The sequence below is a fragment of the Campylobacter concisus genome (assembly GCF_902460545.1).
Lineage (GTDB): Bacteria > Campylobacterota > Campylobacteria > Campylobacterales > Campylobacteraceae > Campylobacter_A > Campylobacter_A concisus_AE.
The window spans coordinates 139,547-151,108 of record NZ_CABPUE010000004.1; the positions used below are offsets into that span (position 1 = coordinate 139,547).

The 11,562-nt window shown below is 39.0% G+C and carries 14 protein-coding genes and 5 tRNA genes; 11 read left to right on the top strand and 8 right to left on the bottom strand.

Annotated features, from left to right (window positions below; genetic code table 11):
* Positions 1–67 precede the first annotated feature (67 nt).
* The 5 genes from FZ949_RS04295 (at position 68) to frr (ending at position 3,047) form a co-directional block, all read left to right on the top strand.
* Positions 68–766, top strand: a complete 699-nt coding sequence (locus FZ949_RS04295) for a Bax inhibitor-1/YccA family protein (RefSeq protein ID WP_084109905.1) — start codon at positions 68–70, stop codon at positions 764–766.
* Complete coding sequence (locus FZ949_RS04300; RefSeq protein WP_103579924.1) at positions 753–1,142, top strand: thiamine-phosphate pyrophosphorylase; 390 nt, start codon at positions 753–755, stop codon at positions 1,140–1,142. The genes FZ949_RS04295 and FZ949_RS04300 overlap by 14 nt, the downstream gene beginning before the upstream one ends.
* Positions 1,143–1,208: 66 nt before the next feature.
* Positions 1,209–1,538 carry a preprotein translocase subunit SecG gene (gene secG, locus FZ949_RS04305; RefSeq protein ID WP_021091090.1) on the top strand — a complete coding sequence of 110 codons (330 nt, stop codon included), beginning with the start codon at positions 1,209–1,211 and terminating at the stop codon, positions 1,536–1,538.
* 2 nt (positions 1,539–1,540) lie between these two features.
* A complete protein-coding gene (locus tag FZ949_RS04310) occupies positions 1,541–2,500 on the top strand; it encodes a polysaccharide deacetylase family protein (protein WP_103579925.1) in 960 nt (319 codons plus the stop codon).
* Positions 2,490–3,047 (top strand): ribosome recycling factor, encoded by a 558-nt coding sequence (frr, locus tag FZ949_RS04315; RefSeq protein WP_103579926.1) that lies wholly within the window; start codon positions 2,490–2,492, stop codon positions 3,045–3,047. The genes FZ949_RS04310 and frr overlap by 11 nt, the downstream gene beginning before the upstream one ends.
* 412 nt (positions 3,048–3,459) lie before the next feature.
* Here the strand turns inward: frr and FZ949_RS04320 are convergent.
* The 5 genes from FZ949_RS04320 to FZ949_RS04335 form a co-directional block, all read right to left on the bottom strand.
* Positions 3,460–3,549 (bottom strand) — tRNA-Ser (locus FZ949_RS04320).
* 58 nt (positions 3,550–3,607) lie between these two features.
* Positions 3,608–3,763: a hypothetical protein gene (locus FZ949_RS09275; RefSeq protein ID WP_180998589.1), complete on the bottom strand. Its 156-nt coding sequence runs from the start codon at positions 3,761–3,763 to the stop codon at positions 3,608–3,610.
* A 32-nt stretch (positions 3,764–3,795) separates the two neighbouring features.
* Positions 3,796–3,869, bottom strand: a tRNA-Cys gene (locus tag FZ949_RS04325).
* A 6-nt stretch (positions 3,870–3,875) separates the two neighbouring features.
* A tRNA-Leu gene (locus FZ949_RS04330) sits at positions 3,876–3,962 on the bottom strand.
* A gap of 8 nt (positions 3,963–3,970) precedes the next feature.
* A tRNA-Gly gene (locus tag FZ949_RS04335) sits at positions 3,971–4,045 on the bottom strand.
* A gap of 105 nt (positions 4,046–4,150) precedes the next feature.
* Here FZ949_RS04335 and FZ949_RS04340 point away from each other — a divergent pair.
* The 6 genes from FZ949_RS04340 (at position 4,151) to FZ949_RS04365 (ending at position 8,601) form a co-directional block, all read left to right on the top strand.
* Positions 4,151–4,226 (top strand) — tRNA-Ala (locus tag FZ949_RS04340).
* Positions 4,227–4,443: 217 nt separating this feature from the next.
* Entirely contained in the window at positions 4,444–5,568 is a 1,125-nt protein-coding gene (locus tag FZ949_RS04345) for a PepSY-associated TM helix domain-containing protein (RefSeq protein WP_103579927.1), read from the top strand.
* A 71-nt stretch (positions 5,569–5,639) separates the two neighbouring features.
* Positions 5,640–6,662, top strand: a complete 1,023-nt coding sequence (locus tag FZ949_RS04350; RefSeq protein WP_009494790.1) for a ribonucleotide-diphosphate reductase subunit beta — start codon at positions 5,640–5,642, stop codon at positions 6,660–6,662.
* On the top strand, positions 6,649–7,140 hold the full coding sequence (locus tag FZ949_RS04355) for a hypothetical protein (protein ID WP_180382242.1): 492 nt from the start codon (positions 6,649–6,651) through the stop codon (positions 7,138–7,140). The genes FZ949_RS04350 and FZ949_RS04355 overlap by 14 nt, the downstream gene beginning before the upstream one ends.
* Entirely contained in the window at positions 7,141–7,908 is a 768-nt protein-coding gene (locus FZ949_RS04360; RefSeq protein WP_087586560.1) for a carbon-nitrogen hydrolase family protein, read from the top strand.
* Positions 7,909–7,968: 60 nt separating this feature from the next.
* Complete coding sequence (locus tag FZ949_RS04365; protein ID WP_103579928.1) at positions 7,969–8,601, top strand: protein-L-isoaspartate(D-aspartate) O-methyltransferase; 633 nt, start codon at positions 7,969–7,971, stop codon at positions 8,599–8,601.
* A 36-nt stretch (positions 8,602–8,637) separates the two neighbouring features.
* On the opposite strand, the gene FZ949_RS04370 is transcribed toward FZ949_RS04365, so the two are convergent.
* From FZ949_RS04370 to FZ949_RS09280, 3 genes are all read right to left on the bottom strand, one after another.
* The gene (locus FZ949_RS04370) at positions 8,638–9,222 is read right to left on the bottom strand and encodes a hypothetical protein (protein WP_148790167.1); all 585 of its coding nucleotides are present in this window, start codon (positions 9,220–9,222) and stop codon (positions 8,638–8,640) included.
* A gap of 222 nt (positions 9,223–9,444) precedes the next feature.
* Complete coding sequence (locus tag FZ949_RS04375) at positions 9,445–11,136, bottom strand: TonB-dependent receptor domain-containing protein (protein WP_180998590.1); 1,692 nt, start codon at positions 11,134–11,136, stop codon at positions 9,445–9,447.
* Positions 11,064–11,444, bottom strand: a complete 381-nt coding sequence (locus tag FZ949_RS09280) for a hypothetical protein (protein WP_180998591.1) — start codon at positions 11,442–11,444, stop codon at positions 11,064–11,066. The genes FZ949_RS04375 and FZ949_RS09280 overlap by 73 nt, the downstream gene beginning before the upstream one ends.
* Between the last annotated feature and the right edge of the window lie 118 nt (positions 11,445–11,562).

The following is an 11,562-nucleotide window of genomic DNA, read 5'->3' on the forward strand; positions in this document are numbered from 1 at the left end:
AAATTCTTTTTATTCATTGTTTAATTATTTTAGGCTAAACTCATTCAAAAATTCATAAGGAGATAAAATGAGTCTGTATGATAGGAACTACGCAAAACAAAATCAAGAAGAACTTGCGTACTCTCAAAGCTCACTAAGTACTTTTATAAAACAAACTTATCAACTTTTTGCAGCATCACTACTTTCAGCAACAGCTGGCGCTTATGTAGGTATTAGCATCGCTGGCGTTTTTGCGGCAAATAGATTTTTGTTTTGGGGACTTGTTATAGTCGAGTTTGCACTACTTTTTGGCTTAATGGCAGCTAAACGTAAAGAGGGATTAAATTTAATACTTCTATTTGCGTTTACTTTCATAAGTGGTCTTACGTTAACTCCGCTACTTTCAGCGATCCTTGCCATGCCAAGTGGAGCTGGTATTGTAGCTCAAGCATTTGGACTAACAACAGTTGCTTTTGGTGCATTAAGTGTCTTTGCAATGAATACAAAACGTGACTTTACAACAATGGGTAAAATGTTGTTCATAACCTTAATTGTTATCGTTGCAGCAGCTATTATCAATATTTTTGTTAAAAGTACAATGTTCCAACTTGTAATCGCAAGTATTTCATCGATCCTATTTAGCGCATATATACTTTTTGATACGCAAAATATTATCCGTGGAAACTACGAAACTCCAGTTGAAGGCGCAGTTGCTTTGTATCTTGATTTTGTAAATCTATTTACATCATTACTACAAATTTTAGGAATTTTTAATAGAAACGACTAAAGATGAGCGCATCTACCGAGTAATAGATGCGAATCTAAATAGGCTAAAAGAAGGGCTTCGCGTTGTTGAAGATATGAAAAGATATGTCTTTGATGACGCCAAGCTCGCCTATAAGATAAAATCCCTCCGCCACAAGGCAAAGATCCCACAAAAAGAATTTTTAAAATTTAGAAATTCGCAAGAAGATGTCTTAAGAACTAGCACAAAAAGCGAGCAAACTAGAGAAAATTTAGACGAGATAATCACTGCAAATTTCAAGCGTGCCCAGGAGAGCGCCCGCGTGCTTGAAGAGTGCTTTAAGCTCATAAATTTAGAGCGAGCCGAGCTTTTTAAAAGCATAAGATACGAGCTTTATGAGCTTGAAAAAGAACTTTAACTAAAAATTTAAATCTTTTCTTGTATAATCGCAACCAATTATTTTTAAAAATTTAAAGGAAATTTCGTGAGTTTAATATTTTTGATCTTACAGTTTGCTCTAGCTGTCATCATAACTATCGCTGTTCTACTTCAAAAAAGCTCATCTATCGGACTTGGGGCATATAGCGGAAGTAACGAGAGTCTTTTTGGAGCAAAAGGACCAGCTGGATTTTTAGCTAAATTTACTTTTATCGTAGGTATTTTATTTATCTTAAATACACTTGCACTTGGATACTTCTACAATAAAGATCTAAAACGCTCTATCGTTGATAGCGTCGATAGTAAATCTCTAGTCATACCAAAGTCAAACGACGTACCATCAGCTCCTAGTGCACCACAAACTCCAGCAAAATAACAATGATAAAAACACTTTTAGCGTCATTCTTGACGCTAACATTTGCTTTAGCAGACGCTCATATTTTAGTCTATCATCGCTTTGACGATCCAAGACATACAAGCACTGATATTTCTATTAAAAATTTAAGAGAGCAGTTTGAATATTTCAAAAATAATGGCTATGAAGTCGTTAAACTCTCAAAGCTAGTCGATGCTGTAAATGCTGGCGAAAAAATACCTGATAACTGGATCGTCATCACTGTAGATGATGGTTATAAAAGTTTCTATGACAAGGCCCTTAGTGTATTTAAAGAGTATAACTATCCATTTGCACTAATGCTTTATGTGGAAGCCAGTGCAAATAAATATGGCGATTATTTGGATTTTGATCAGATTAAAGAACTTGAGGCTTATGGCGAGATTGGGTACCACTCATACGCACACCCAAGGATGACGAAGCTTAGCGATGAGGCATTAAGAGAGGATTTTCAAAAGGGTGTAGAGACCTTTGAAAAACATATGGGCTATAAGCCAAAATACTTCGCAGTGCCTTACGGCGAGATCGATAGTAGAGTGGTTGCTCTTGCAAAGGAATTTGGCTTTTTGGCACTTTTAAATCAAAACTCAGGCGCAGTTTCAGATAAAAGCGATGTTTTCGATCTTTACAGAACGCCCGTAATGAACGGTACCAAAATAGCACTAACGTTTAATAGCAAATTTTTAAATGCTCAGTGGATATTCCCCGAGGGCTATCCGCAAAATAATGCGATCGATAAGCTAATCATCAAAACCGATACAAATGCTAGTGAAGGCAGCTTTTTCATCACTGGCTTTGAGGGCTTTAAAAAAGTACCTATGACAAATGGCGTTTTTGAGTGTAAATTTGACCCACCGCTTGATAAACGCAAAGTTTTAATATCACTAAAAGTAGATCATCAACGAAGTACAAAACTTCTAATAAAGGACATCAATGCTAAATAAAATTTACGAAACACAAAAAGAGGGCTGCGAAAAAGCTATCGCTTCACTAAAACGCGATTTTACAACGCTAAGAACAGGCAAGGTTAACATTAGCATTGTAGATCACGTAATGGTTGATTATTACGGCTCACCAACTCCGCTTAACCAAGTAGCCACTGTGCTTACAAGTGATGCTTCGACTATTGCTATCACGCCTTGGGAAAAGAGCATGATAAAGGCGATCTCATCAGCGATCCAAGCTGCAAATATCGGTGTCAATCCAAATAGTGACGGCGAGAGCGTTAAGCTATTTTTCCCACCGATGACTATTGAGCAACGCCAAGAAAATGCAAAACATGCAAAATCAATGGGAGAAAAAGCCAAAGTTAGTATAAGAAACGTAAGAAAAGATGCAAATGATGAAGTAAAAAAACTTGAAAAAGACAAAGCTATAACTGAGGATGAGAGTAAAAAGGGGCAGGATGAGGTTCAAAAGATAACTGACACCTACACTACAAAAATCGATACTCTTGTAAAAGAAAAAGAAGCCGAGCTTTTAAAAATCTAAAAATTTTAGAAATTTTTCCTTATCTAGCTACTTTTATGTAGCTAGATATTCTCTCAAAATAATATTTCAAAAAAATATTTATTAGCAAGTAGTTTAATTTTTTGTCTGTTGCACTTTTATCTATTAAATATAAATAGAACCTAGACTACATAAAACATAGCCACTACTTTGTCTTTAAACTATTTTCATGGATTGCTTTAATTTAAATTTTTATTTTGGATGTGTATTACAAATATTGTTTTAATAATTTAAGGCAGCTAAAAATAAAATATAAAAACTCTTAAACTTTTCCTTATCTTACAATGTCTTACTTTAAATAAGAAATTTACTGATATTTTTAGTTCTAGTAAATTTTGGACTGAATTTTTATAAAAATTTTCTTATAGGCATTATGAATAATAAATTAGATGTATGGCCGGGAGATAGGGATTCGAACCCCAGGAGGCTTTCACACCTCAACGGTTTTCAAGACCGCCGCTTTCGACCGCTCAGCCATCTCCCGAATTAAAGATTTGTGATTATAACCAACTTTGCTTAAAATTTACTATAATCTATAAAATTTACTCTGTTTTTTCTTTAATATATGTAGCTCCATCATTTATCTTTTCTTTGGTCCATTCTTTAGCATTATGAGTATCTTCTTTTACACCATGCCAAGTATTTGAACAACCAGCTACAAAAAAAGCTATACAAGCTACTAAAAATAAATTTCTCACTGTTATTCCTTCGAGTAGTTATTTTTGAAGTTTGGAGGCGACACCCGGATTCGAACCGGGGATCAAAGCTTTGCAGGCTCATGCCTTACCACTTGGCCATGTCGCCATATCGTGGTGCCCGAGACCGGACTTGAACCGGTACGGTAAAAACTACCGAGGGATTTTAAGTCCCTTGCGTCTACCATTCCGCCACTCGGGCTAAGTTAATGGAGCGGGAAACGAGATTCGAACTCGCGACCCCAACCTTGGCAAGGTTGTGCTCTACCCCTGAGCTATTCCCGCGTTAAAGTTTGCAATATTATCCAAAAATTGCTTAAAATTTTATTTTACTAAAACGAATTTCAAAATATTGTAAGCCATAAAAAGATAAAATGCCAAAATCTATTTGGGGTTATAGCTCAGCTGGGAGAGCGCTTGAATGGCATTCAAGAGGTCGGCGGTTCGATCCCGCTTAACTCCACCATAAATCTAAATACATCTATCATTATTTATACCTTACTGCAAAAATAACTTTTTACCAAAAAATAAGATACCAATATGTAAAAATTTAATAAATAATTGATATTAAGACCCTTATCAACATTAGTAAAAGTTAATAACTAAAAAATAATTTTATAAATTTTTATCTTGCTTTAACAAAAAATAAAATAATATTCGCTATTAAAATTCAAAGGAAAAAAATGTTTTTAAAACGAGGAAAAATCATTTTCAACATCCACCTAATAATTGGACTAATTGCGGCTATTCCGCTAATATTCATGACTCTTTCGGCACCATTTGCGTCTTATAGAGAAGAGATCAAAAGTGCGATAAATAAAAATTTTATAAACTTAGTTCCTAGCGAAAAAGCAAATTTAAGTTTAAATGAACTCCTAGCTAAAGCAAAAAGTGAGATTCAATTTGATACGCTTGAAAGCTTACAAATAGGTGGAGTAAATGAAGCTTATCGTATAAGCATTACAAAGGATAAAAAACAATTAAATTTCTTCATAGATCCAAGAAGTGGCGAAGTTATTAGTGAGGACTGGGGTGAGAAATTTCGTATCATTATCTTAAGTCTTCATAGAAATTTAGGACTTGCCTTGCTTGATAGCAAAGTACCAGCCAATATCGGCAAACAAATAGTTGCCATTAGCTCTATCATCATGGCTCTGCTTGCTATCAGTGGCCTCATCCTCTACGCACCAGCGATCAAGCGAAATTTCTTAAATTCGCTAAAAATTAAACCAAAAGCAAAGGGCTACGCCTGCTTCTACAATCTTCACACCAGCCTTGGCACCTACGTGGCGATCTTGCTTGTGGTGATGTCACTAACTGGACTTTACTGGTCTTATGGCTGGGTCAGAAGCGGTGTAAATAGTATATTTTTTGATCTAAAAACAGCTCCAATGAAAAAAAGTCTACCGCAATCAAATTTACTCCCAATAAACGACGAGAAATTTAAAGAGATCGAGGCTGCGGAGCAAATTTTTAAGGATAACATCACACTAGAATTAAAATCACTCACGATAAACGTGCCTGAAAACAACCAAAGCACCTACACTATAAACTACGAAACTAGCGAGAGCCAAGTGGGCAAGCTAAAGCTTGACGCTAGCGCTGGCAAGATCAAAGAAAACAAGCTTGTTAGCAAGTCTGAGAGCATCCCAGAGGCAAAAAAGGCTGGGCGAAAAGTACTTAGCCTGCACACCGGTGAGATGTTTGGTGAGATCGGTCAGATCGTCTTTGCCGTATCATGTGTGATCGCAGTTTTACTAATCATAACTGGCTTTTTGATGACCATAAAAAGGAGCAAAGCCATATAAATAAAAGTAAATTTTTACCTTGCTTTGGGTAAGATTTTAAGAAATTTTTACCACAAATAAGAGAGAAATTTATGAACAGAAAACGCATCTACAACCCAAGTTCAAATGAAAATTTGACCGACAGAAGAGTCTTTAACGGCAACCCACACGGCATTTTAAATTTCACCAAGGCAAAATACGAGTGGGCGTTAAAGCTTTGGGACCTCATGGAGGCAAACACCTGGTTTCCAAAAGAGGTCGACACTACCGATGACGTGCGTGACTACGCCTACAACCTCACAGAGGCCGAAAAACGCATGTATGACCTAGTTTGGAGCCAGCTCATTTCGATGGATAGCTTCCAGACAAATAACCTAGCTGACAACATCAACCCTTACATCACCGCACCAGAGATCAACGCCGTGCTAAGCCGCCAAGCCTACGAAGAGGCAAACCACAGCAAGTCTTACGCCGTCATGGTCGAGGCGATCTGTGACAACACCGACCTCATCTACGAGATGGAGAAACATGACGACGTATTGCGCGAGAAAAATGACTACATCTCAAGTGTCTATGAAGAGCTTGCGGGCGAAGTGACTGACGAGAAGCTGCTTCTTGCGATGGTTGCCAACCAAATTTTAGAGGGCATCTATTTTTACAGTGGCTTTACAGCGATCTACGCTCTAGCTCGCGCTGGCAAGATGCTAGGCTCAGCACAGATGATACGCTTCATCCAACGCGACGAGATCACGCACTTGCTTTTATTTCAAAACATGATAAATTCAGTCCGCAAAGAGAGACCTGACCTCTTTACGCCTGAGACTGAGGCAAAAATTTATGATATGTTTGAAAAAGCTGGAAATTTAGAGATCAAATGGGGCAAATACATCACCCAAAACCAAATAATGGGCTTTACCGACGATATCATCGAGCAGTATATCCACTATCTCATTGATCAACGTCTAGTTGCGATCGGTCTAAAACGCAAATACAACGTCGCTCACCCGATCAAATGGGTCGATGACTTTGCGAAATTTAACGACCAAAAGTCAAATTTCTTTGAAGCAAAAGTGACAAACTACAGTAAGGGAAGTATCAGCTTTGATGACTTTTAAAAATGGCATTTTAGCCCTTGCCTGCGTGCTTTTTATAGGTTGTGCAAATAATAATCAAAGGATAATTGATCAAGCAAATAAAAATAATCTAGAAAATTTCTATGCCTACAAGCTTGTCAAGGTAAAAGAGACAAACCAAGCGGAAGTCTATCAAGAGATGCCAAATGGTGAACTTGCACCAAGTTTCGCATCGCTAGGATCTGTGCTAGGAAATGACGTGATGCTTGGCATAAACAAACAGTGCGGTTTTGAAGCAAAAGACCTAAAAGAGGTAAGAGTGGTTTCACATGATGAGGATAGAGGTCTTGGCTTTGAGGTCTGGGTTTTTAATGACCCACTCTCCAAGCGCGATGATAAAATCACAGCTATAAGCGTTATTTTAAAAGCCACACCAAACATCGGTGGTACGGATATAAACTATAAAATTCCAAAAGACTGCCATGACGAAAAGCCTATGACATTTGTATTTGGAAAATAAATGAGCGAAAATTTAAACCTAATAAGCCTAACTTTAAAGGCAAAAAATGCAACGGATCGCCTAGAGGAGCTTGCAAATTTAGTTGAGGCTGCACCTGAAAACTCACTCATTCTTGCAAGCGAGCTTTGCATCAGCGGATATGACTTTGACGGCTTTTTTGCAGGGGCGAACAAAGCGATGCTTGGTGGCATGATAGGCAGCTTTGATGCGATGCTACTTGAACGCTTACAAGAGGCACTTAGTCCAGATAAATTTCTTGGTTTTACGCACCTTAGCAGCCTAAACAAAAGCGCAGGGCTCGCTCAAATTTCAAATCTAAATCCGCACCAGCCAAAAATTTATAACGAATTTTTGCTTCTTAACTCAAATAACGTCTTTCATTCGCAGTTTAAGGCTGAGCTTTTTAGGCCAAATTTAGAGCATGAGATCTTTGCTGCTGGCGAGGTGAGCGATATAAATACATTTACATTTAAAGGGCTAAAGCTTGGCGTGCTGATATGCTTTGAGCTGCGTGATAGCAGGCTTTGGGCAAAGCTAAGAGGATGCGACATCATCATGGTGCCAGCCATGTGGGGCAAGGCTAGAGAGGACGCCTACCTTAGCCTTTGCAAGGCTCTAGCTATCGCAAACAACTGCTACGTCATGATCTCAAGCTCACTTGCATTAGAAGTTGCTGGGGTATTTTTACCAAATGGCACACTTGTTAAAGAAACGATATTTGATACAAATTTAATAAAAGAGATCAAGACGAATTTAGGGATTTTATAAATTTTAAGATAAGTTTTAAATCGTATAATAACGATTTAATTTTTATTTAGGATATAAATTTTGACCCAACTAGAAGCGATAAAATGCCAAAATTTAGCTAGCGATATAGCCGATGAGATCACACTAAGTCCGCTTTTGTTCGATGCGATAGCTACCACTGAGCGTGAAATTTTTGTACCAATCACTGCACATGCTTATAAACTTGACGCTCAGCCGATACTGGGCAATCAGTGGATCAGCTCACCGCTAACTGTGGCAAAGATGACAATGGCACTAGAGTGCGAAAATATGGACAATATCCTAGAAATAGGCTGCGGTAGTGGCTATCAAGCAGCGATCTTAAGCAAGCTTGCACATAGAATTTTTAGCGTCGAACGTATAGAAAAACTAGCCATGGAGGCGAAAAAACGCTTCGAGGCATTAAAGATCAGAAACGTGCACGTAAGGTATGATGACGGCAACAATGGCTGGCGAAGCTACGCACCGTTTGATCGTATCTTACTCTCGGCAGCTGCTGATGAGATCTCGCCAAATTTATTTAAGCAGCTTAAAAATGGTGGAATTTTAGTAGCTCCAATGAAAAAAGATGACAAGCAATTTATCGCTAAATTTAAAAAAGATAAAGATGGAAATTTAGAAAAAGAGTACTTGGATGAGTGTCTTTTCGTACCACTTCTTGAAGGTAGAGAGTAGCCCAAAATAAGGCAAAGCCTAAGCCTTGCCTAAATGTTAGAATTTATAAGTATAGCCTGTATAAATTCCTATAGTCGTATCTCTTAGCTGAGCTCCGCTATTTTTCTTATAAAAAGTCTTATCAGCTTTTAAGCCAAACTCGATCGCGTTATGTTCGTCAAATGAGTAGATGCCGCCCGCTTTTGCACCAACTAGTAAGCCTTTGAAATTTTTCTTACTTGTTTCGTTATTAAATCTCTCTCTAACGCTCAAGTAGCCAAGACCTGTGTATCCACCAAGAACGGCTTTAAAATTTTCAGTGATATTTGGCGTATAATCAACACCGCCTAAAAATTTATGCTTACTCCATTTTGCATCTGATTCACCAGCATTTTTCCTAGCTTTAAAGTCATAATAATAACCACCATAAGCTCTATAGCTGTCAAAATCATAACCGCCATAAAAGCCAAGGCCATAGTGACCTTTTTTGAAGTTATTTTTCTCACTACTTGCTATGTTTTTTGTTTTGATTTTTGAGTTAAACGAATAATCACCTTCGCCACCAACAAATGCACCTTGAGCTAGTGCAACTGAGCTTACCAAAGCTAAAATCAAGCTTGATTTTACAAGTAAATTTTTCATACCTCTCCTTTAAAAAATTTCTGAGATTTTACATCTAAGCTTTTAATCTATATAAAATTTAAATTTAATAAGAAATTTTATACCAAGTGCCAATTTATTACTAATAGTAAATGTAGTAAGTGTGAGTATTATTAAGAATATAAGAGCAGAAATACTTAAATTTAGCACGGCTTTAGGGCAAATCCTAAGCCCGTAGCCATGCCAAATTTATTAAGTTACGCCCTAAAAATGCACCTTAAATTTCGCCCAAAAGCTTCTGCCCGGCTCATAAAGTCTCGTGCCGTTCGGGATAGTTTCGTAGCCTGCGATACCGCCGCCGTAGCCGCCTTTTGAGTTATGATAGGAGTATTTGGCGTCGTTTAGGTTTTCCGCCGCTAGCAAGAATTGATAATTTTTATATTTATAGCCCGCGCTTAGTCCTAGCGTCCAAAAGCTATCGCTCTTGCCAAGATCCATGCCGCCCACGTCGCCGTAGCCTTTTTGCGCGCGTTTTTGCGATGCGTTAGCGTAGAAGTCGGCTTTGACGAACCAGTCTGGCTTTTCTAGGCCGGCGCTTAGTTTAAACGTTAGAGGAGAAACCTTAGGCAATGCGTCACCGTCTTTTAGACCGCCCGCATTTTTAGTCACCTTGCCGTAGACGTAGGATACGCCGGCACCCAGTCTAAATATATCGGCCAGTAGCGTATCGCCCTCGATCTCGCCGCCGTATAGTAAAGCATCGGTATTAAATACGTTTGATGACATGCCCATAGGACTATATTTTATCATTATGTAATCATCCATCTTTGAGACGAAGAAATTCGCGTTTAGCTCGTAGTTTTTATCTTTTAGCACGGTGCCAAAGTCTAGTTGAGTGTTTCTTTCTTTATTTAGCTTAAGATCTGGGTCTTTATTCGTTTCCCAGTGATCTGGCAACCTTTGTGCGTGGCCTAGTCCTGCGTAGAGCGTTAAATTTTGCAGATATTTTTCGTATCTAAAAAAACCTGAGAATAAATTTTCGCTCCTACTTTTATGCGTTAGTAGCTGTTTTCTCTCGCCCGCGTCCAGCCTAAGTCCGCCAAAAAGCCCGTAGTCGTTTTCAAGAACGTATTCGTTTTGAGTGTATATAGTTTTATACGTTACCTTGCGCTCTTTTACGTGGGGCTTTGATACGGCGGAGTCCATTTCGGCTTTAGATACGCCCGCCATACCGCTTCCTGCGCCTCGCCATTTAAACGTATCTTGAGAATATCCCATGCCGATGAAGCTGGTTAGATTATCGAAATTTAACTCGCCTTCTAGCTTAAAGCCGTACATATCGCGTATCGGGTGACTGATGCTATATCCCTTGCCGCGCCCCGTGCCAGGCACCACCGGACGCATGGTGAAGTTGTCCATTATGTGATCGATTTGATGATAGTACGAGCTTAGCCTGATCTTGTGCTCGCCAACGTCTTGTTCAAATTTTAGTCCGAAAGACTTGCGGTCAAACTGCACGCCGCCTCTCATCCTTTCGGCATAAGCCGCTTCTCCATTACCCATATCCGCGCTTAGCTGCAAGGCGGTAGTATCCGTGGGCGTTAGCGTGCCTACGAGCGAAACGCTGTTGCGTTTATAGTGCGTATGCATTTTCTGTCCGTCGCCACTTTTATAATCGCCGCTCTGGTAGTGTCCGCCGGAAATTTCTAAGCTGCCAAGCTCGTTACCCGCCGCTACGTCTGCAGCAGTTTCAAATCTTCTAAAACTACCGCCAAGCACGCTTACGTTTCCTCCGAAGCTCGGTTTTGATAGCCTTGCTATCTCTCTATCGAAAAATATACCACCACTAATGAGCGCGCCGTATCTAACGTCTTGCGGGCCTTTTACGATGCGAACCGAGCTATAATTTTGCGCCGAGAGATGTAAGTGATGGGCGTATCCATGCGCATGCCGCAACCGCCATTTAGCGTGCTACCGTCGATTAGCACCGGCAGCCTAGCCGCCGTCTGCGAGCGGTAATAAACTTCGCTGCCACCTCCGCCCTTGCGCTCCATCGTAAAGCCGCTCAAATTTAAAAGTGATTTAGCGATGTCGCCATTTTCTAGTATCGCGCCTTTGCCCACTATTTGAGCCTTTGTCGGTTCGTCAAGAACGGACTTTTGTATCTTTGCGGAAACGGTAACCGGAGCCAAGTCTATCGTTTCTTCAGCACCAAGCATTAAATTTGGTACTAAAGCAAATGCTAAAACGTAAGAAATTTTCATGTTTAGTCCTATGAAATTAATATTTAAAATTAAAATTAAAGCAAAAATGAACTTAAATAAAGTATAAATATTTATATAACATTAATTTTACAATACAGAAATTTGACTCAAATAGTAT

Bases quoted from the DNA above. Each gene is read 5' to 3' on its own strand.
- FZ949_RS04295 (WP_084109905.1), top strand. From the start codon at position 68: ATGAGTCTGTATGATAGGAACTACGCAAAACAAAATCAAGAAGAACTT.
- FZ949_RS04310 (WP_103579925.1), top strand. From the start codon at position 1,541: ATGATAAAAACACTTTTAGCGTCATTCTTGACGCTAACATTTGCTTTA.
- frr (WP_103579926.1), top strand. From the start codon at position 2,490: ATGCTAAATAAAATTTACGAAACACAAAAAGAGGGCTGCGAAAAAGCT.
- FZ949_RS04345 (WP_103579927.1), top strand. From the start codon at position 4,444: ATGTTTTTAAAACGAGGAAAAATCATTTTCAACATCCACCTAATAATT.
- FZ949_RS04350 (WP_009494790.1), top strand. From the start codon at position 5,640: ATGAACAGAAAACGCATCTACAACCCAAGTTCAAATGAAAATTTGACC.
- FZ949_RS04360 (WP_087586560.1), top strand. From the start codon at position 7,141: ATGAGCGAAAATTTAAACCTAATAAGCCTAACTTTAAAGGCAAAAAAT.
- FZ949_RS04370 (WP_148790167.1), bottom strand. From the start codon at position 9,222: ATGAAAAATTTACTTGTAAAATCAAGCTTGATTTTAGCTTTGGTAAGC.
- FZ949_RS09280 (WP_180998591.1), bottom strand. From the start codon at position 11,444: ATGAAAATTTCTTACGTTTTAGCATTTGCTTTAGTACCAAATTTAATG.